Raw genomic sequence first — 17206 nt, forward strand, 5'->3', positions numbered from 1 at the left:
TAAAGAGGTTAAAAAATGAAGTTAGATAATCTTCTAATAAATAAAGAGTGGACATAAAGGAGAACTTACGAATGACTTTTAATGAATTAATGGAACTTTCAGAAGAAGAATTTATAAATTATGATTTCAAAAGAGAGGTTTTTGATTTAAGAAATTTAATATATGATGAAAAAAACCCTATTGCAAATATTATTCTATATAAAGGTAATATTTATGGTTCCCAATCTGATTGTGATAGATTACCTTTGACCCTCGAAATATACAAACGCTTATGGGGAAATCAATTTGAATTCTGGAATACTAAACAAACAGATTTTGTTGAGGCAAATGGAGAAACAATGAATTCATTTGTAACTCCTTACAAAGCCTTTTATAAGGAGACATATGATTTATCCAATCCTATGTTTAAAGATTATGCAAAATTAACACACACAGTAGGTAATTTTATACCTGTATACGCCATCAAAAATAATAAAAATTGGTTTTCTCCTTTTAATAGCAAACGTTATAAATCTACCTATGATTATTGGGATTTAACTTTGAACCATATTAAAGTAATTTTAAATGATTTTATGAATAGTAATGATTCTATTGAGATTTTTTTAGAAAACACAATGAACAATAACACTTTTAAGTATAAAAAATATATTATTGAATCTGCTAAGTGGATTTTAAGTTTTAAAACTTGGCCTAATTTTGTGGAGAAGAATTTTTTGCAGAGCTTTTTAGAAAACCCAAAAGATTTAACCAGTGAACCAAAAGAATTTTGGCGCAATCACTTTAAAGGAACAGTTAGTACCAAAGATGAAAATAATCTGAGTGAATTTTCAACTTTTGTTAATCAAGCTATTCTTGAACGAAGTTCACTTATATATAAACAACTGAAACTAAATTATGAATTCCTATAATATTTGTAACAGCAACATATAGCAAAAGTTCATTGCAACTATAAAATTTCACGTATTTAAAAAGTGTCAAAACCCTTATCTAACATGGGTTTTGACACTTTTTTAAAATCATATGGAGACGGTGGGAGTCGAACCCACGTCCAGAGACATCGATTACTTAAGCGTCTACGAGCGTAGTCAACATATTTACGTGTTCACTCATCCTCATGCCTGCTGACGGGCGCTTGGAGAGCTAGTCTGATGGATCTCTTCTTACGTCCTCAGACGAAAACGTAAGCGTAGCCTACTTCATTGGGCTCCTCACAGACACATAGGCGATGTCAGGAAGAGCTCGCTGCGCTTATTAGGCAGCTAGTGCTAAGTTTTGGTTAAAACTTTTAGTTTTGCCAGTTACATTTAGGTGCGTGTTAACGAGATCGCCTCTCGGCTCGCAGCCTAAGCTCGAACCACCCCTGTCGAATCCGTAACGTCCCCTTGTAAAAGGGATATACGGGATGGAAACGTTCTTTAGCTTAACTGCTTCCGTATATGACTATTATAACAATCTCATCGCTCGAAACAACTGGTGGTTTCTGTAAAAAAACGACGGTGATTGTTTACTGCATAACATATTGTAGCATAATGCTTCCGCTCTCAGCAAGCCATCTGCATGCGTCTAGAATTGCTTTTGCCGGTCACGGAAAGCTCGCTCGATTTCACGTTTCGCATCTTTTTTCTTCAGATCTTCACGTTTATCATATTTCTTCTTCCCTTTACCGACTCCAATTAGCACTTTGGCAAAGCCATTTTTCAAATAGAGTTTAATGGGAACAAGTGAGTAGCCCTCTTCCTTTGTCGCACCAATCAATTTGCTGATTTGTTTGCGGTGGAGCAGCAGCTTTCTCGTTCTGAGCGGATCATGGTTATAACGGTTCCCCTGCTCGTATGGGCTCACGTGCATGTTGTGAAGAAACACTTCTCCCCGTTCGATTTTGGCAAAGGAATCTTTTAAATTCACTTTTCCTGCTCGAATGGATTTGATTTCAGTTCCTTGTAATACAAGGCCGGCTTCATATGTTTCTTCTATAAAATAATCATGGTTGGCTTTTTTGTTTTGGGAAACAACCTTTCCCTCTCCCTTTGGCATTGGCGTACACCCTCCTTTTGACACAGACACGGTCCAAATCGTACGGATTATTTTATCAAACAATCCAGCTTTCGACAATGCTGCTGCCACGTGGTCAAAAAGCAAATAGAGCGTGATGCCCTATTTGCTTTTTGTCACGTTACTTTTTCTTTTTGCGCTTTTGTTTCGGTGCGTTATCAAATACGCGTTTTTTCTTTTTCTTCTTTTTACGACCAGTAAACCAGTCGCCGCCTTTATCCTCTTTGCCTTTTTCTCCAGAGGCCTTTTGACCTCCGCGTCCTTTTTTGGCTGGTGGATCTGTCCGTTTTTTGAACTTGAAGTCTTTTGGTGATTTACGGCGAGTGCCTTTCATCCCGACGATTTCAAAATCAATGGAATGCTCATCTTTATTCACACTCACCACTTTGACAGTGATTTCGTCACCGATACGGTAGACATTCCCTGTCCGCTCACCGATCATGGCAAAGTGCTGTTCATCAAAACGATAGTAATCGTCTGTCATGTAGCTCACATGGACAAGGCCTTCTATCGTATTCGGCAGTTCAACGAATAGTCCGAAATTCGTGACAGAACTAATCATACCATCAAACTCTTCACCGATTTTATCAAGCATAAACTCTGCCTTTTTCAGGTCATCTGTTTCGCGCTCAGCATCAACAGAGCGGCGCTCCATTGTAGATGCATGATCTGCGATTTCTGGCAGCAGTTGGCCCCACTTTTCAAGGGTCGCTTCGTCTGTCTTTTTCTCTATTAAATAGGTTCTGATCAGCCTATGCACGATTAAATCCGGGTAACGGCGGATCGGCGATGTGAAGTGTGTATAGAATTCCGTTGATAATCCAAAATGGCCAATGCTTTCTGGATCATACTTCGCCTGTTTCATAGAGCGAAGCATCACAGTTTGAATGACGACTTCTTCTGGTTGATCACGGACGGCATCAAGTACACTTTGAAGTGCGCGCGGGTGAATGTTCGTTGACGTCCCTTTGACGATGTAACCAAACGTCGTCACGAACTCTAAAAAGCGCTGAAGCTTCTCAGGATTTGGTTCTTCGTGAATTCGGTAAATGAACGGAACATTCATCCAGTGGAAATGCTCGGCAACTGTTTCGTTTGCCACCAGCATGAATTCTTCAATTAGTTTTTCGGCAACAGAACGTTCACGAATGACTACGTCTTTTGCTGCGCCTTCATCATCTACAAGCACTCTTGCTTCCTTGAAATCAAAGTCGACTGCTCCGCGCTCCATTCGCTTGTCACGCAGAATTTCTGCAAGCTTCTCCATCTCTTGGAACATTGGTACTAACGGCTCGTATTTGTCTAAAAGCTCTTCATCTTGGTCAACTAAAATCTTATTCACATCGGAATAGGTCATTCTTTCCGTCGTTTTGATCACACTTTGGAAAATTTCGTGTTTGACGACTTTCCCACTTCGATCAATGATCATTTCACAAGAGAGTGTGAGACGATCAACCTTCGGATTCAATGAGCAAATGCCATTTGACAGGCGATGAGGAATCATTGGAATGACGCGGTCGACAAGATACACACTCGTTCCACGCTCATAGGCTTCCTGATCAATCGGAGAGTTTTCCGTTACATAATGAGAAACGTCTGCAATGTGCACGCCGAGCTTATATTTGCCATCATCGAGCTTTTGCACAGTTACGGCATCATCTAAGTCCTTTGCATCTGCACCGTCAATCGTCACGATCGTTTCATTGCGCAGATCACGCCTGCCCTCTAAGTCTTTTTCATCGATCGTTTCAGGTGTGTCTGCTGCCTGCTGGAGCGCTTCTTCCGGAAACTCACCTGGTAGACCGTGTTTATGAATAATCGACAAAATATCGATGCCAGGGTCATTTTTGTGACCAAGGATTTCCGTCACTTCACCCTCTGCGCTCATTCTTCCTTCTGGATAGCTTGTCAGCGTGACAACGACTTTATGACCTTCGACCGCTCCGTTTTTAGCGGATTTCGGAATGAAGATATCGTTTGTGATTTTTTTATCATCAGGAATGACAAAACCAAAACTTTTCGTTTCTGTATAGGTACCGACAACCGTCTGAGTATTACGTTCCAGAATACGGATGACCGTTCCTTCTTTTTTGGTGCCATTTGATTTGTGGCTGACACGAACCATGACGGTGTCACCATTCATTGCTGTGCCTAGCTCATTTGGCGGAATGAAAATATCATCCTGTCCAAACTCTTCTGGTGTCACAAATGCAAATCCTTTTGCATGCGCAGACAGCTTCCCTTTGACCAAGTTCATTTTTTCCGGTACACCATAGCGGTCGCTGCGGGTACGGACGATCAGTCCCTGATCCTCTAATATCACAAGTGCTTTGACGAGCTCTTTATAATCATCTGGATTGGTAATTTCCATCATGACTTCTAATTCCTGCACCGTTAATGGTTTGTACGCCTCTTCTTGCATAAACGCAAGTAATTCATCCATAAATTCTTCTTTTTGCACACTCTAACCCCCTATATATTTAAATTGACCAATCGAGTGATTCTAAGAATGCATATACATCCTGATGAACCTTCTCCCGCTCTTTATCAAGCGTGATAACATGGCCCGATTCTTCATACCACTTTAAATGTTTTTCATCAGTCTCTACTTCGTTATAAATAATGTTTGCACTGTCTGTATTAATCATATGATCATGACGTGCCTGAACAACAAAAGTAGGTGAATAAATCATGTCAACATTGTTTCTGACATCAGCAATGAGTTCTTGAAGAGCCTTGAGTGTACCCATTGGTGTTTTCTTGAACTCTTCCATCTCTTGCTCAATTTGATCCTCAGACTTACCCTCGAATTTTTTATAGTTACGGGCATAATCTAGTACACCCTGATACATGACTTCTTCACTTTTTATGTACATAGGTGCACACATAGGTACAATTCCCTTTACAGGTACAGTGTAACCTAATTTCAATGAAAAAACTCCTCCGAGGGATAGTCCGCAGACCGCAATTTCCTCATAACCTTCGTCTTTTAAAAATTGATAGCCTTCTTCTACATCTTTCCACCAATCTGTAGGACCTGTATGAACAAGCTCCTCTGGCGGTACACCGTGTCCTTTGTATTGAGGTGCATGGCATGTATAGCCTCTTTCATTCAAATAACGCCCAAGCATGCGAACATCGGCTGTATTCCCAGTAAAACCGTGAAGAAGAAGCACCGCCTTTTCTCCACCTTTAAACGTAAATGGTTTTGGTGTAACAACTTTCATGATGTGACTTCCTTTCCTTCTGATATGGTTTATATTTTCCACTTGTATGTATGAAACAAACACAAAAGAGTGCTGATAATAAAAAAAGGTCTGAAAAAAGATCAGACCTTCTGTTACTCGCGCCTACACGCCTAAATATGCCAATGCAAGTGTTAAGATGAAGAAAAGCACTGACAAAATGACAGTTAATCGGTGAAGAATCAAGTCAAGACCTCTCGCTTTTTGCTTACCGAAAAGCTGCTCGGCTCCACCTGAAATAGCGCCTGACAGTCCTGCACTTTTACTTGATTGTAATAATACAACGATGATAAGTGCGATACTGACAATTACGAGTAATGTGATAACAAATGCGTGCATGAAAACACCTCCAGACAAACTGGTACACATAACTTTATTTTACATGAAAACAAGGTGCATGTCACGAAACATCAAAATAAAGATTTCCTATATATTGTCGACTTTATTTGTCATTTTGATTCAATTTCGCTCCAATGGATTGTATGCAGCATTTTTTATATGCAATTTTTGAGGTTAAAAAACGTTTTTAGCGAGTTGCTTCTTCTTTTAATAGCTGTTTTAATTCTACTAACAGCCGCTCAGCTCCTTCAGGACTCAGCACGACGTTACCATTTCCATAGCTTTTGTTGTATTTCGTTATTTGGCCAGTTAATAAGCAGCTCTTATCTGCATCATATTTTTTCAGCATAATGGTTTGATCTTCGATGAAAATTTCTAACAGCTGCTCTTCTTTTATATTGAGTACCTTCCGCATTTCTGAAGGCAGAACAATTCTGCCAAGCGAATCAATGTGTCTTACCATTCCAGTTCTTTTCAATGAAGCCGCCTCCTTTATGATGATACGATGATTTCATTCATTGACTTTTGTCAACATCTTCATAGTAAAATAAATCTTCAAATTTTTTATCAAAGTAATGAATCATTTTGCCAATGACAAGCTGTCCTGGTTTCCGGTGACCATTCAATACCCTGCTGAGTGTGGCAGGAGAGATGCCAATTTCATCTGCGAGCTGATTTAAAGACATATCGTTTTCAATCATATACTGCATCACAAAAGCCCGCCTGATCTGAATCTTTTCGACCATCATTACAACCTCCTATAGGATCAATATGTACAACATGTAGGACTCTCATATCTCCCAGATCCATTAACTTATGTCAACACTTTTACGCCCTTTCTATTTCCTTTGGTCAATGATCATACTAAAATAAGTCATATACTGAAATGTGAGGTTCGATGACATGAATCACTTTGGTGAACAATTACGCATTTTAAGAGAGAATAGAAAGATGTCTGTCAATCAACTCGCCATGTATTCAGGCGTAAGCGCTGCCGGTATTTCTCGGATTGAGAATGGAAAGCGTGGTGTGCCAAAGCCTTTAACCATAAAAAAATTAGCACGCGCTTTGAAGGTGCCTTATGAGGATTTAATGCTGCTTGCCGGTTATATTGAACAGGAAAAAGTGCATGAAATGAAACCGAAATATGAGTCCATATTAAAAATCTATCAAACGGCGCTTCAAAAGGATGTAGAACATCTCCCTATTTTCGATGGAGACCAATGGGAAACACTCACCGCACAAGACATCAGCCAGCTGAATCAATACTTTCTCACGCTCATTAACCAAAAAAAGGCGAACAAATAGCGGGGCATAAACATAAGATACATCCACCATTAACTAATGTCAATATTTTCATGGTGCACTTATTGCCAATAGTCAACAAATCAGGTACACTAGAGATAACTAATCTTTAACCATGTGAGGTTTTGAGTTGATGAACTTCGGTGCATATTTAAGAGCATTACGTGAGAAAAGGAAACTATCGGTGAACCAATTAGCGATGTATTCAGAGGTCAGCGCTGCTGGTATTTCTCGGATTGAAAACGGGAAGCGCGGCATTCCGAAACCTCCTACAATTAAAAAACTAGCAGGTGCATTAAAAGTACCTTATGAGGACATGATGCAGGCTGCAGGGTATATTGAAGAAGCATCTTCTGCCCATGTCATAAAGGAAGAAGAAACGGCTTTTACCCAAATAAGAGAAGCAGCTGAGCAATATGAACTTGATGATCTTGAAATATTTAATGGGGACATATGGTCCACCCTTTCTAAACATGAAATAGAGGATTTAAACCGCTATTTGTTATTTCTACTAAACAGCCGTTCGTCATCGTAAAATGTTTTGATCATTGACAAGCTTTTTGCGCCGATTTTTGACAGAATTACGGTATAATGGGTTCAGATTGGAGTGAAGAAAGATGAATCAATCTGATATGTGCCCGCGGTTTGAAAAAGCAGTTGAGTTATTAAGTAAACGTTGGGTGGCACTGATTGTTTTTCAGCTTCTCTCAGGTTCACAGCGCTTTAGTGAAATCGAAGCAGCTCTGACCAATTTAAGCGGAAGGGTTTTATCTGAGAGATTAAAAGAGCTGGAAGCAGCAGGCATTGTAAAACGGGAGGTTTTTGCTGAAACACCCGTGCGTATTGAGTATTCATTAACTGATATGGGGCGCTCACTTGCACCCGTTTTTGAGGAAATTGCGAAGTGGTCCTCTGAATGGATCACACTTGAATCATAAATGTCTCCTGATGTGAGCCGCCTAATCATGATAAAAAAACCTCCCCTACAGATGTAGAGGAGGTTTTGTCTTTTCAAGCATTTATGCGGACGTCATGTTTTTTTCAGCTAACGCCTTGCTTTCTTTTTTCTTGTTGGTTGGGCTTAAATAGCGTTCAAGCCAGCCCATGACAAGGTCGGCAATAATGGCCATGAGCGCAGTTGGAATAGCACCTGCTAAAATAATGGCTGTTCCGTTTGTCGCGTTTGATCCTCTGATGATGATATCACCAAGTCCTCCAGCACCAACAAATGTCCCAATCGCTGTAATACCGATTGCGATCACAAGTGCGGTTCTTAAACCAGCCATAATGACAGATAAAGCAAGCGGTAATTCAACCATTCTCAGCACTTGCCATTTCGTCATACCCATCGCTTTCCCCGATTCTAAATAGGCATGCTCAATGCTGACAATACCTGTGTACGTGTTACGGATAATCGGCAGAAGCGAATACAAAAAGAGTGATAAGATGACTGTATTTGCGCCAAGTCCTAATACAAGCATCAACACAGAAAGCATCGCTAACGCTGGAATGGTTTGAATGACATTGGTTATTGCGAACACCCAATTGCTCAGTTTGCGGTAATGCGCCACAAAGATGCCGACTGGTATTCCGACAATTGCCGCAAATAATACCCCATACGCTGACATGAGGAAATGCCGGTAAAATTCTTCTAACACATATGAACCGTTCTGTTGATAATACGCCCATAATTGCTGCAGTGTGTCCATCAGCTCTGACACCTCCCAATCTTACTCAAAGTAATTGTGTTTCTTTAAAAAATCTCTCGCAACAGTCGCTGGTTCTTTTAGTTCTCCATCGACTTGATAATTGAGCTCTTGCATTTGTTCGGTATCGATTTTTCCAATCAACCTGTTGATCACCTTGTCCAGTCCTGGATTTTCTTTTAATACCTTCTCAGGGACAACTGGTGATGCATCGTATGGTGGGAAGAATCGTTTATCATCTTTTAAGATTTTGAGATTATACGCTTTGATCCGGCCATCTGTTGAATAGGCAAGCACAATATCCATTTTTTCATTTTTCAATGCGTCATAGACTAGACCGATCTGCATCGGAAAAGTGCTTCCAAATTCAATTCCGTATGTTTTCACAAACCCTTCGTAACCGTCACCTTTCTTTTTCAGCCAAATATTATCCACACCGAAGCGATAATTTTTGGCATTCTTTTTTAAATCAGAGACTGTTTCTAGGTTGTTTTCCTTCGCCATCTTCTGCGTCACAGCAAAGGCATACGTATTATCAAACCCATAGGAATCAAACCATTTGTAATCATAGCGTTTTTTGAATTCTTTCTGGACGATTTCCATTGCACGCTTTGGATCTTTTTCTGCATCCATTCCTAGCGTACTTGTTAAATCCGTGCCTGTATATCGTGTTGCCGAAATGTCGACATCACCGTTTTCCATTGCTTTTTGCTGCACCGTATTTGAGCCTAAATTCTTCACAATGGTTGTCTTTTTATCTGTGTAATGCTCAATGATGTCTCCCACCATATAGGCCATAATTTCTGATTCTGTAAAGTTTTGTGCACCGATTCGCAGCGTGCTCCCTGAAGAGCCGGCTAGTCCAGGAAGTGAACAGCCACTTATGAATAGCAAGCATCCGGCAAGCAGTGCACTGATCCATTTTGTTTTTCGATTCTTCACATGAGCCAACTCCTTATGAAACTTCCTTCAATCCTTTTAAGCCTTCTGGTGTTACTTTTTTTTCAAGCTTCATCAATGTAAGGTCAATGATGACTGCTAAAATAGTGACAGGGATCGCACCCGCAATAATGTATTCCGGCTGGTAAAGCTGAAGCCCAATTAAAATGTAGTCACCAAGACCGCCTCCACCGATAAAAGCAGCAAGTGTTGTCCACCCAATTAAATAAATCGTTGAGGTTCTGACCCCTGCCATAATGACCGGAACAGCAAGCGGCAGTTCAACAAGACGAATTTGTTCCCATGTCGTCATGCCAATCCCTTTACCAGATTCAAGCAAGTTTTTGTTCACACCTTGAACACCGGCATACGTATTTCTTAAAATAGGCAAAACGGAATAGAAAAATAGCGCAACGATCGCAGGTATTTTTCCAACTCCCAAAATAGGAATAAAAAATGCAAGAATCGCTAAACTAGGGAGTGTTTGAAAGATATTCACGATGCCGATGACAAAACCGGCGCCTCTTTTCATTCGTGTAAGAATGACGCCTAAAGGAACGGCCACGATAATGCCTAACACAACGGCAATTAAAGAAATGTATAAATGCTCCCACATTTTTGTGAGGAGTTCCCCACCATTTTTCTCAAGAAAATCGATGATTTGATCCATGTGTACACCTCCCTTAGTTCATTTCAGTGACAGCCTCCGGGGTATCTTCTCCCCAAATAGAGTCATATACGACATCTACAAGACTTGCACGTGTGACGATGCCTTTTAAGTGCCCTTTTGCATCGACAACCGGTACATATTTAATGCCGCGTATTAAGATCTTTCGGACAGTATCTCTAAGAAGTGCACCTTCTTGTACTGTATAAAATTCTGTATTTAAAATATCGCCAACGAAGGCTGCTTTTCTGCGGTTTGCATCGATGGTTTCAATGTCGATATAGCCTTTCAGCACATGATTTTCATCAACGACAAGCAGGGAATCAACCCGCTTTTCTCTCATAATAAAGATGGCATCTGTCAATGTTTTTTCGACGGTAATTGTGACTGGGGACGTGTTCATCATTTGTTCCACACGTTCCATATTCGGGTTTGACTGAAGCAGACGTTCTTTCCCGATGAATTCTTCTACGAATTCGTTCGCAGGATTACGTAAAATATCATCAGGCGTGCCCACTTGGACAATCTCTCCATCTTTTAAAATGACAATGCGGTCTGCAAGTTTAATCGCTTCATCCATGTCATGTGTGACGAATACGATTGTTTTATTTAACGTTTTTTGCAGTTTCTTAAATTCTTCCTGCAATGAATCTCTTGTGATCGGGTCAAGTGCTCCAAATGGTTCATCCATTAGGATTAAAGGGGGTTCTGCTGCGAGTGCGCGAAGAACGCCGATACGCTGCTGCTGTCCTCCACTGAGTTCATGAGGGTAACGCTCTAAGTATTCCGGCCCCATGTCGACGAGTTTGAGCAATTCACGCGCTCGTTCTTTTCGTTTTTCTTCCGGCCACTTCAGCAGCTTCGGCACAAGGGAAATGTTTTGTGCGATGGTCATATGAGGGAAAAGTCCAATTTGCTGAATCACATAACCAATTTCTCTTCTTAATTGGACTGGATCTTTTTTCATAATGTTTTCTCCCTCGATCAATATGTTTCCTGAGGAAGGTTCAATCAGTCGGTTAATCATCTTCATGGTTGTCGTTTTACCACAGCCACTCGGTCCAATAAAACAAATAAATTCTCCTTTTGCTATTTCTAAATCAATATTTTTGACAGCTTTTTTTCCGCCTTTATACGTCTTAGATACATTCTCTAGTTTCAGCAAATGAGACACCTCCAATTAGTCGGATATATATTTTCAGAAAATTTACACCTTATTTATTATAGTGCAAACTTTATAAAATAAAAAGTTTACAATGTGTTTGTATTGCATAAGATTTATTTAAAATTTTCAGTTAACGGCCTGATATGTACCGATCCCTCCTTTTTCCTCCAACTTACGAGCAAATACTCAATATTTATTGTTTTCATGAACAAACAGGTATATGATATATTGTGTTACAAATTGTCAGTCGTGAAGGGATGAAGCGGGGAATGGACAAGCAAGCGTTAGGCGCCATTCAAAAAGCACAGGATCATTATATTGAAAAAGCTGCCGAGAACATGAATGCCTTTGGTCTTTCTGCCACAGTGGGTAGAGTGCTTGGTATCATTCATATGAACCGTAAACCAATGACGCTCGGTGAGCTCTCAGAGGCGACCGGCATGAGCAAAACAAGAATGAGTCAAGTCGTTCGAGAAATGCTTGATCTGAATATTGCTGAAAAGGTTTATGAAAAAGGAATACGCAAAGATTTATATGACGTTGAGCAAGATCAATATCAAACCTTTATTTCATTGTTTGCAGCCAATTGGTCACGTGTTGTCAGCAAAAATCGCAAGGCACATAAGAAGACATGCAAGGAATTGCTGGAGCTGCTTGAACAAGATGACCTGCCAGAAGAAACAGTAGATAAAATCAATCTTCTTCTTTCAGAAATCAAGGAAAGTCTCGATTATTATGACTGGATTAGCCGTTTAATTGAGTTCTTTGAAAGTGAAGAAGTATTTCAACATGTGCCAAAACCTTAAAAAAAGCTGTTTTATTTTACAATTTTGTAGAAAAAAACAGCTTTTTTATATACACTTATGACATCAGCATTGGGAACATCCCTTTGATCCCTGCGCCAATCATCTCAACTGCCACAACAGCTAGAATCAATCCCATTAATCGTGTCACGACATTCATCTCTGTTTTCCCCATTTTTCGCATAATGAAACTTGAATAATGAAATGCATAATAGGTCATGGCAAGTACAACCACAATGCCAATAAGAATCGCAAGCAGATGAAGCGTTACTTGGTGGCTTCCTGGCGTTAAGCTCATGACAGTCGCAATTGTACCAGGTCCGGCAATGATCGGAATGGCGAGCGGGGTCACCGAAACATCGGCCTTCTCTTTGCTCTCTGCCTTTTCATCCGAATGAGGGTTTTGAACATGTGATTCTTTTGCATTCAGCAAATTGTAAGCGATACCAAAAATAAAAATACCTCCGGCGATACGGAGTGCATGGATATCAATGCCAAACAATTTGAAAATGAGCCTGCCTGCCAAAAGAAAGGCAATCAAAATCATAAAAGACACAACAATCGCTTTTTTGGCCGTCTGGGCGCGTTCTTTTTCTGAGTAGCCTTCTGTTAAAGTGATGAAAAGAGGCACGTTTCCAATGGGATTTGAGACAGCAAATAATGACACAATGACATGAATCATAAAGGAAATCAACAGACACCCTCCTTTTTTCATAGTGTCTGCTAATCTGATGCGAATATTCCCTTGTTCTGTTAAAACCTGGTTTGTTTTAACCGATGATAATAGAGGTTTAACGAAAGGGGAATAGAACATGAAAAAAAACATCACGATCATTGTCCTGTCTGTGATCATCCTAGGTGCAACTGGCTGGATTGTGTGGCAGCAGCAGTCGCTCACCGCAGCAGAGAAAAAATACCAGCAAGAAATGAGAAAGAATGATGAGCAGCTGACACAATTAAAGTCAGAAGGAACGGATATGAAAGATGAAATGGATGGTCAAAAAAAGGAATTGTCCACCGTCACAAACAAGCTGAAGAAAGAAAAGAAGGCGCATCAAAAAGAAACCAAACAGCGTAAAGCGCTTGAGTTAAAAATAGATCAGCTTCAAAAAGAACTGGCATCAGCGAAAGCAACGGCTCAAGCGAATAAGCAGGCAGCACAAACGACTAGGAAAACAACTGTTAAGAAAGACCCAAATGTCACCCATCATCCTCCTTCTCAATGGGTGCAGGATCAATATGATTGGGGTGTTAAACAAGGGTATATCAAAGAATAGAGAGGATGAAATGATTTGATACAGATTCGGCCATTGTCTCATGATCAATCTGTTCCTATGGATCTTTTACTATTAGCTGACCCTTCAACTGAAAAAGTCATTGCCTATGTACAATCTGGTTCTTGTTATGTTGCTTTTCATAAACAGGACATGATTGGTGTGTATGTTCTGACGCCTCTGTCTCAGCAGACAGTGGAAATCATGAATGTCGCCGTGAAAGAGTCATGGCAAGGTAGAGGAATTGGGAAGCAGCTGATCCGCCATGCTATTTCAGAAGCCAAGGCAGCTGGCTTTCATACAATTGAAATTGGCACAGGCAACTCTAGTATTCAGCAGCTCGCCCTTTATCAAAAATGCGGTTTTCGCATGGCGTCTATCGATCACAATTTCTTTCTGAAGCACTATGATGAACCGATTTATGAGAACGGTATTCAGTGTATGGATATGGTGCGGTTGTCACTCGTTCTTCAAGCAGACTGACTTCATTCAGCCTGCTTTTTTTATGTTCTGCTCTTTTTCACTGCATGAATCACATATTGAATCAAGAAGTAGAGAGCGGCACCCGCTAAAAAACAGACCACGCACCCAAAGAGCGTTGCCTCTGAGCTGAATTGATACTGTTCAATTTTCATGATATAAAATGGCATACCAAATAGAGTTGGACTTGATTCAACATGATGAACCTCTAGCAGCATTAAAAATACTGGTGTCATAAACACAGCAAACACATAAAGCATCGCAAGCGTTAAGCCGCTAGAAAACGAATGAAATACTTTAACCATTTAGTTCTCTCCTTTCATCTCTTTTAAACTGGCGATGATATTTTTCCCGTCTGGGCAAGCTGGATGCAGCATTACTGTATTTAATAAAGAAAATAGCAGCAATGGATGCGTCAATGGATGCCTCCACATGAAGAAAAGCACACCCGAGCAGATCACTGGAAACACAGGACCTGCAAGTGCGACCATCATATTAAAACCCGGCCGTGAAAATTTCTCATGGACAATCGACACGTGCTTCCAATCGATCATCACCACATAATCAAAGATGGGGTTTTTTTCGATTTTGTTGCACACCATCACCATCAGGATATGTCCGAGTTCATGAATGAGCACAACGGCTATTAAGCAAAATAAAAGCGTCATCATCGCACAATCGGCCTCTTTAGCATGGCAGCATATATGAAGATGAAGAATGCGGCTGAACAAGCCATATAGGCAGTTGAGAGCAGCTGGATATTTGCTGAAAGCCACTGGACTAAAAGCATATCCAACATACTGAACACAGCAATCATCATCACGATCACAAACAGTTTATTAAAATCACTAATCTTCACGACAAACCCGACACATGCCGCCATGACAGTAATCAATAAAATGGACAAGCTTGCCAAACCGTGCCCTTCACTTTCAACCCCAATCATGAAATAAGCAAGCCCGATATAGACAAAATAAATCAATATATTCATTGTGTAATAAAATAAAATTCTTGATAATAAATAGGCACCCTTTGATGTATTTAACATAAAAATGGCTCGCTGATGGAGATGATATTCCCTGCCAATCATGAGCGGTAGCATAATAAGGATCTCCTTTAAGGCAAACTGCACAATAAAAGCAAACAGCCAGCCAGTCTCTGCCGGAGTAAAGATGAATGGGAGACCTATCGTGAAACAGACAAGAAACAGGAACAAAATACCTTGTTCTTTAAACACAGCTGATCGGCTAAAATAAACAAGCTCCTGCCGCAGATGTGTGAAAAATGAAGAATCCGATCTGATTTTTTGGTAAGAAAACGACTTCACCTCTACCTTTAGCTGCAAAAACATCCGATTGACATAACAAGCCGCCAAGCCTTTCAGCCAAAACCACCCTGCACATAGAAAGATCATCAGAAATACAAGATAGATAGACGGCCATACGTGAATCATCTCAACCGCTTTTTGAAAAAGGAGAAACACGAAAGCACCGAGCGTCACAAATCCAATCGTTTGCAGCAGTAAATGCTCTTTTGTTTTTGATATAAAATGGCTCACACCAATTCGTATCAGCATCCAAGAAGCAAGCGTATAGAGCGCCAATCCACAGAAAGTGATCGCTACCACAATGATCCAATACAAAGATAGTGTAACGCCGCTAATGATCAGTCCTAATAGGATGGGTAAAAAAAGCAGACCAAGCATGATGAAACAAAACAGCACTGGAAAGAAATACACACAAAGGACAAATGAGACACTTTGCATCGCACTATTCAAAAAGAAGAACTGATACTCTTGACGCTTCATTTTATGACGGGAAAAGACAATACCTGCTCCCAAAAGCAGCAGGGTCATTTTCACAAATTGAAGGTATAAAGCAACTGGTTCGCTCTCCCCTACTTGCATAAAAAAACGCAGGCTCATGACAACGTATATGGCGTAGATCAGCAATAAAAAAACAGCTGCGGCGAGAAGCTGCAAAGGATATTTTTTGCCGAGCTGCTTGATTTTCGTTGTGAGCATGCCCCATTCTATTTTATGAAGAACGTGTCGTGTCCAAGTCATTGAGCAACCTCTCCACCTGCATATAGTAATCTTGATTCACTTCTTTATAAATACCCTCAAGTGATTGATGAGGGAATGTTTTGTTTGTTTCTTGACGTGACATATCCAGCTTGATATCACCGTTTCTTAAGATCATAAGGTGGTCATACAATGTCTCACCAAAGCCCAAATGATGGGTAGAAATAAGAATGCCTGCACCTTGATCTCTCAGCTTCATGAGCACCTTTTTTAAGATGATCATCATATCTGGATCAAGTCCATTTGTAGGCTCGTCGAATACATAATAATCACAAGACCTAAGGAGCTGTGAAATGATTTGGGTTTTCTTTTGATTGCCATGAGACAGCTGGGCAATTGGCTGATCCATATAAGGTCTCAGCTCAAACAGATCGACGAAGGCCTCTTCTCGAGGTCCATTTCGTTTGTCTGGAAGCTGGAGTAAATGAAAATATTCTCTCGGCGTTAAATAATCAAACAAAGCATGATCATCAGGAATATAGGAAACATGTTCTTTCAAAAAGGAGATATGTGCTGAGGATTGAAAATTCAGCTGTTTACCATCTAAAGAGACAACACCCGTAAATGGTGTCAGGCCAAACATAGACTGAATCATCGTGGTTTTTCCTGCCCCATTATGCCCCAAAAGCAGAAGCATACGTCCTTTCTCTACATTTAACTGAATATCGCGGAGAGAAAAGGTGCGGCTATACGTTTTTTCTGTTAAGTGTAATGTCAGCATCATGTCCCTCCATTTATTTCAGATAGAACAGATGACCTCGCATCTGTTCTCACCATTTGTTAGAAGCCGCATTTGATTTTAATATACAGGCCTAAAAACTTGAACTCTCCTAAAAATTTCGAGCCTTTTCCAAATGTTTTGCATGCCCAAATCAAAGCTGCAGCTGTCACAATGCCTAAGATAGCGGCAAGGACATAAATCCAAAATGCATTTTTCTGTACGTTCTTAGAAGTTAGAATTCGTTGCTTCCTTTCATCATATGCCGCCAGTAGGTGAAGGACATACATGTACACGCCTACTGGAAAACGAAGGCTAAAAGGATTCAGCATCTCATCACCCCCTAATATATGTAAAATGATACCACCCCCATGCAAATAGCATAAGTTCAATTCAGATCATATTTTTAGAAGAATTTTCATGATTTATT

23 protein-coding genes and 1 other RNA gene are annotated in these 17206 nt (G+C 40.3%); 7 read left to right on the forward strand and 17 right to left on the reverse strand.

Translation table 11 applies throughout. The features are described 5' to 3' along the window. Positions 1-71: 71 nt before the first annotated feature. Positions 72-908 carry a hypothetical protein gene (locus FXF70_RS01465; RefSeq protein ID WP_148779717.1) on the forward strand — a complete coding sequence of 279 codons (837 nt, stop codon included), beginning with the start codon at positions 72-74 and terminating at the stop codon, positions 906-908. 110 nt (positions 909-1018) lie between these two features. On the opposite strand, the gene ssrA is transcribed toward FXF70_RS01465, so the two are convergent. The 7 genes from ssrA to FXF70_RS01500 all read right to left on the reverse strand — a co-directional run bounded on the left by ssrA (position 1019) and on the right by FXF70_RS01500 (position 6385). Beyond that, positions 1019-1382, reverse strand: a transfer-messenger RNA (tmRNA) gene (gene ssrA, locus FXF70_RS01470). A gap of 181 nt (positions 1383-1563) precedes the next feature. Then, a complete protein-coding gene (gene smpB / locus FXF70_RS01475) occupies positions 1564-2034 on the reverse strand; it encodes an SsrA-binding protein SmpB (RefSeq protein ID WP_008347658.1) in 471 nt (156 codons plus the stop codon). A 139-nt stretch (positions 2035-2173) separates the two neighbouring features. Beyond that, positions 2174-4513, reverse strand: a complete 2340-nt coding sequence (rnr, locus tag FXF70_RS01480; RefSeq protein ID WP_148779718.1) for a ribonuclease R — start codon at positions 4511-4513, stop codon at positions 2174-2176. A gap of 19 nt (positions 4514-4532) precedes the next feature. Continuing rightward, positions 4533-5279 carry an alpha/beta hydrolase gene (locus tag FXF70_RS01485; RefSeq protein ID WP_008347663.1) on the reverse strand — a complete coding sequence of 249 codons (747 nt, stop codon included), beginning with the start codon at positions 5277-5279 and terminating at the stop codon, positions 4533-4535. Between the two features lie 123 nt (positions 5280-5402). Beyond that, positions 5403-5636 (reverse strand): preprotein translocase subunit SecG, encoded by a 234-nt coding sequence (gene secG, locus FXF70_RS01490; RefSeq protein WP_003212746.1) that lies wholly within the window; start codon positions 5634-5636, stop codon positions 5403-5405. Between the two features lie 187 nt (positions 5637-5823). Further along, positions 5824-6114, reverse strand: coding sequence for an AbrB/MazE/SpoVT family DNA-binding domain-containing protein (locus FXF70_RS01495; protein ID WP_008347666.1), 291 nt, complete (start codon positions 6112-6114; stop codon positions 5824-5826). 37 nt (positions 6115-6151) lie between these two features. Further along, complete coding sequence (locus FXF70_RS01500) at positions 6152-6385, reverse strand: helix-turn-helix domain-containing protein (protein WP_008347669.1); 234 nt, start codon at positions 6383-6385, stop codon at positions 6152-6154. A gap of 154 nt (positions 6386-6539) precedes the next feature. Here FXF70_RS01500 and FXF70_RS01505 point away from each other — a divergent pair, with 154 nt between their 5' ends. The 3 genes from FXF70_RS01505 to catR all read left to right on the forward strand — a co-directional run bounded on the left by FXF70_RS01505 (position 6540) and on the right by catR (position 7879). Beyond that, positions 6540-6944, forward strand: coding sequence for a helix-turn-helix domain-containing protein (locus tag FXF70_RS01505; protein ID WP_007500204.1), 405 nt, complete (start codon positions 6540-6542; stop codon positions 6942-6944). Between the two features lie 130 nt (positions 6945-7074). Further along, positions 7075-7476 (forward strand): helix-turn-helix domain-containing protein, encoded by a 402-nt coding sequence (locus FXF70_RS01510; RefSeq protein ID WP_061420173.1) that lies wholly within the window; start codon positions 7075-7077, stop codon positions 7474-7476. Between the two features lie 82 nt (positions 7477-7558). Beyond that, positions 7559-7879: a catDE operon transcriptional regulator CatR gene (gene catR / locus FXF70_RS01515; RefSeq protein ID WP_007500199.1), complete on the forward strand. Its 321-nt coding sequence runs from the start codon at positions 7559-7561 to the stop codon at positions 7877-7879. 81 nt (positions 7880-7960) lie between these two features. Here catR and FXF70_RS01520 read toward each other — a convergent pair whose 3' ends face one another. The 4 genes from FXF70_RS01520 to FXF70_RS01535 are packed head-to-tail and all read right to left on the reverse strand — an operon-like array spanning position 7961 to position 11418. Next, complete coding sequence (locus FXF70_RS01520) at positions 7961-8650, reverse strand: ABC transporter permease (RefSeq protein ID WP_008347676.1); 690 nt, start codon at positions 8648-8650, stop codon at positions 7961-7963. A gap of 21 nt (positions 8651-8671) precedes the next feature. Next, positions 8672-9589, reverse strand: coding sequence for an osmoprotectant ABC transporter substrate-binding protein (locus tag FXF70_RS01525; protein ID WP_008347678.1), 918 nt, complete (start codon positions 9587-9589; stop codon positions 8672-8674). Positions 9590-9602: 13 nt separating this feature from the next. Next, positions 9603-10256: an ABC transporter permease gene (locus FXF70_RS01530; protein ID WP_024719832.1), complete on the reverse strand. Its 654-nt coding sequence runs from the start codon at positions 10254-10256 to the stop codon at positions 9603-9605. A 13-nt stretch (positions 10257-10269) separates the two neighbouring features. Next, positions 10270-11418 (reverse strand): betaine/proline/choline family ABC transporter ATP-binding protein, encoded by a 1149-nt coding sequence (locus FXF70_RS01535; RefSeq protein WP_008347682.1) that lies wholly within the window; start codon positions 11416-11418, stop codon positions 10270-10272. Positions 11419-11687: 269 nt separating this feature from the next. Between FXF70_RS01535 and FXF70_RS01540 the strand changes: the two genes are divergently transcribed. Further along, positions 11688-12224 (forward strand): GbsR/MarR family transcriptional regulator, encoded by a 537-nt coding sequence (locus tag FXF70_RS01540; protein WP_017359221.1) that lies wholly within the window; start codon positions 11688-11690, stop codon positions 12222-12224. A gap of 55 nt (positions 12225-12279) precedes the next feature. Here FXF70_RS01540 and FXF70_RS01545 read toward each other — a convergent pair whose 3' ends face one another. Beyond that, complete coding sequence (locus FXF70_RS01545) at positions 12280-12915, reverse strand: MarC family protein (RefSeq protein ID WP_035389414.1); 636 nt, start codon at positions 12913-12915, stop codon at positions 12280-12282. Positions 12916-13033: 118 nt separating this feature from the next. Here FXF70_RS01545 and FXF70_RS01550 point away from each other — a divergent pair, with 118 nt between their 5' ends. Beyond that, on the forward strand, positions 13034-13498 hold the full coding sequence (locus tag FXF70_RS01550) for a hypothetical protein (protein WP_148779719.1): 465 nt from the start codon (positions 13034-13036) through the stop codon (positions 13496-13498). A gap of 15 nt (positions 13499-13513) precedes the next feature. After that, positions 13514-13978 (forward strand): GNAT family N-acetyltransferase, encoded by a 465-nt coding sequence (locus FXF70_RS01555; protein WP_148779720.1) that lies wholly within the window; start codon positions 13514-13516, stop codon positions 13976-13978. A gap of 20 nt (positions 13979-13998) precedes the next feature. On the opposite strand, the gene FXF70_RS01560 is transcribed toward FXF70_RS01555, so the two are convergent. From FXF70_RS01560 to FXF70_RS01580, 5 genes are read right to left on the reverse strand one after another with little or no spacing between them, the layout of a single operon-like run. Continuing rightward, a complete protein-coding gene (locus FXF70_RS01560) occupies positions 13999-14280 on the reverse strand; it encodes a hypothetical protein (RefSeq protein ID WP_008347692.1) in 282 nt (93 codons plus the stop codon). Next, positions 14281-14646 (reverse strand): hypothetical protein, encoded by a 366-nt coding sequence (locus FXF70_RS01565; protein WP_046344490.1) that lies wholly within the window; start codon positions 14644-14646, stop codon positions 14281-14283. It lies immediately after the preceding gene. Beyond that, positions 14643-16040: a hypothetical protein gene (locus FXF70_RS01570; RefSeq protein WP_148779721.1), complete on the reverse strand. Its 1398-nt coding sequence runs from the start codon at positions 16038-16040 to the stop codon at positions 14643-14645. The genes FXF70_RS01565 and FXF70_RS01570 overlap by 4 nt, the downstream gene beginning before the upstream one ends. Further along, a complete protein-coding gene (locus FXF70_RS01575) occupies positions 16012-16779 on the reverse strand; it encodes an ATP-binding cassette domain-containing protein (RefSeq protein ID WP_148779722.1) in 768 nt (255 codons plus the stop codon). The genes FXF70_RS01570 and FXF70_RS01575 overlap by 29 nt, the downstream gene beginning before the upstream one ends. Positions 16780-16838: 59 nt before the next feature. Continuing rightward, complete coding sequence (locus FXF70_RS01580; RefSeq protein WP_008347702.1) at positions 16839-17108, reverse strand: hypothetical protein; 270 nt, start codon at positions 17106-17108, stop codon at positions 16839-16841. Between the last annotated feature and the right edge of the window lie 98 nt (positions 17109-17206).

It is taken from the genome of Bacillus sp. Y3, assembly GCF_008123875.1.
In the GTDB taxonomy this organism is placed as follows: domain Bacteria; phylum Bacillota; class Bacilli; order Bacillales; family Bacillaceae; genus Bacillus; species Bacillus altitudinis.

What these genes read in the sequence shown, in the direction of transcription:
- FXF70_RS01575 (WP_148779722.1), bottom strand. Translation starts at nt 16,779, where the DNA reads ATGCTGACATTACACTTAACAGAAAAAACGTATAGCCGCACCTTTTCT.
- FXF70_RS01465 (WP_148779717.1), top strand. Translation starts at nt 72, where the DNA reads ATGACTTTTAATGAATTAATGGAACTTTCAGAAGAAGAATTTATAAAT.
- FXF70_RS01550 (WP_148779719.1), top strand. Translation starts at nt 13,034, where the DNA reads ATGAAAAAAAACATCACGATCATTGTCCTGTCTGTGATCATCCTAGGT.
- FXF70_RS01570 (WP_148779721.1), bottom strand. Translation starts at nt 16,040, where the DNA reads ATGACTTGGACACGACACGTTCTTCATAAAATAGAATGGGGCATGCTC.
- FXF70_RS01485 (WP_008347663.1), bottom strand. Translation starts at nt 5,279, where the DNA reads ATGAAAGTTGTTACACCAAAACCATTTACGTTTAAAGGTGGAGAAAAG.
- FXF70_RS01530 (WP_024719832.1), bottom strand. Translation starts at nt 10,256, where the DNA reads ATGGATCAAATCATCGATTTTCTTGAGAAAAATGGTGGGGAACTCCTC.
- secG (WP_003212746.1), bottom strand. Translation starts at nt 5,636, where the DNA reads ATGCACGCATTTGTTATCACATTACTCGTAATTGTCAGTATCGCACTT.
- FXF70_RS01565 (WP_046344490.1), bottom strand. Translation starts at nt 14,646, where the DNA reads ATGATGACGCTTTTATTTTGCTTAATAGCCGTTGTGCTCATTCATGAA.
- FXF70_RS01580 (WP_008347702.1), bottom strand. Translation starts at nt 17,108, where the DNA reads ATGCTGAATCCTTTTAGCCTTCGTTTTCCAGTAGGCGTGTACATGTAT.
- FXF70_RS01510 (WP_061420173.1), top strand. Translation starts at nt 7,075, where the DNA reads ATGAACTTCGGTGCATATTTAAGAGCATTACGTGAGAAAAGGAAACTA.
- FXF70_RS01560 (WP_008347692.1), bottom strand. Translation starts at nt 14,280, where the DNA reads ATGGTTAAAGTATTTCATTCGTTTTCTAGCGGCTTAACGCTTGCGATG.
- smpB (WP_008347658.1), bottom strand. Translation starts at nt 2,034, where the DNA reads ATGCCAAAGGGAGAGGGAAAGGTTGTTTCCCAAAACAAAAAAGCCAAC.
- FXF70_RS01520 (WP_008347676.1), bottom strand. Translation starts at nt 8,650, where the DNA reads ATGGACACACTGCAGCAATTATGGGCGTATTATCAACAGAACGGTTCA.
- FXF70_RS01505 (WP_007500204.1), top strand. Translation starts at nt 6,540, where the DNA reads ATGAATCACTTTGGTGAACAATTACGCATTTTAAGAGAGAATAGAAAG.
- FXF70_RS01540 (WP_017359221.1), top strand. Translation starts at nt 11,688, where the DNA reads ATGGACAAGCAAGCGTTAGGCGCCATTCAAAAAGCACAGGATCATTAT.
- FXF70_RS01500 (WP_008347669.1), bottom strand. Translation starts at nt 6,385, where the DNA reads ATGATGGTCGAAAAGATTCAGATCAGGCGGGCTTTTGTGATGCAGTAT.
- catR (WP_007500199.1), top strand. Translation starts at nt 7,559, where the DNA reads ATGAATCAATCTGATATGTGCCCGCGGTTTGAAAAAGCAGTTGAGTTA.